General features: G+C 69.1%; 1 protein-coding gene. It reads left to right on the forward strand.

The genetic code is table 11. The features are described from left to right. The first annotated feature begins 70 nt into the window (after window positions 1–70). Window positions 71–1,248 (forward strand): IS3 family transposase gene (locus D0Z06_RS25035; RefSeq protein ID WP_117380250.1). Its coding sequence is split into 2 segments (ribosomal slippage): window positions 71–355 and window positions 358–1,248, totalling 1,176 coding nucleotides; the frame shifts between segments, so codons are not numbered across the junction. Window positions 1,249–1,280: the final 32 nt, after the last annotated feature.

Below are 1,280 nucleotides of genomic sequence, written 5' to 3' on the forward strand. Positions count from 1 at the left end.
CGGGACTGCTGCACGAGTAGGTGACATCTGATCTGTGGTGCCGAGAGGCGCCGCTGGAAGGATGCTCACCGTGCCCAAGCCCTACCCCAAGGAGTTCCGCGACGACGTCGTGAACGTCGCTCGCAACCGTGAGCCGGGCCAGCACCTGAAGCAGATCGCGGCTGACTTCGGCATCAGCGAGTCCTGCCTGACGAACTGGATGAAGGCCGCCGACGTCGAGGACGGCGTCAAGCCGGGAACGACCGCGGCGGAGAACGCCGACCTGCGCGAGGCCCGCAAGCGGATCCGGCTGCTCGAGCAGGAGAACGAGGTGCTGCGCCGGGCGGCGGCCTATCTGTCGCAGGCGAACCTGCCGGGAAAATGATCTACCCGCTCGTCCGTGAACTCGCCGTCGACGGCATCCCCGTCGCGGTGACGTGCCGGGTCCTCAAGATCGCCCGCCAGCCCTACTACCGGTGGCTGGTCGACCCGGTCACCGACCGCGAGCTGGTCGCGGCGCACCGGGCCAACGCGCTGTTCGATGCCCACCGCGACGACCCGGAGTTCGGCTACCGGCTGCTGGTCGATGAGGCCGTCGACAACGGGCAGCCGATGGCGGCCCGAACGGCGTGGGCGATCTGCGCGGCCAACCGGTGGTGGAGCGCGTTCGGCAAGCCCCGACGGGGCAAGGGCGGCCGACCCGGGCCGCCGGTGCACGACGACCGGGTCCAGCGGGTGTTCACCGCCGAGGCGCCCAACGCCGTCTGGCTGACCGACATCACCGAGCACCGCACCGGCGAGGGCAAGCTCTACCTGTGCGCGGTGAAGGACGTGCACTCCAACCGGATCGTCGGCTACTCCATCGACTCCCGGATGAAGTCCCGACTCGCCGTCACCGCGCTGGACAACGCCGTCACCCGACGCCATGCCGACGGCGCCGACGTGGCCGGCTGCATCGTGCACTCGGACCGCGGATCGCAATTCCGAAGCCGAAAATTCGTGCACGCCCTCAACCGGCACCAGCTGACCGGCTCGATGGGCCGAGTCGGCGCGGCCGGCGACAACGCAGCCATGGAGTCCTTCTTCGCGCTGCTGCAGAAGAACGTGCTCAACCGCCGCCACTGGCGCACCCGCCAGGAACTCCGGATCGCGATCGTCACCTGGATCGAACGGACCTACCACCGCCGGCGTCGCCAAGACGCCCTCGGTCGACTCACGCCCATCGAGTACGAGACCATCACACCCACACTGGCCGCTCAGGCCGCCTGACCCAACCTGTCACCGATCCGTGCAGCAGTCCC

It is taken from the genome of Geodermatophilus marinus, from assembly GCF_003428645.1.
In the GTDB taxonomy this organism is placed as follows: domain Bacteria; phylum Actinomycetota; class Actinomycetes; order Mycobacteriales; family Geodermatophilaceae; genus Geodermatophilus.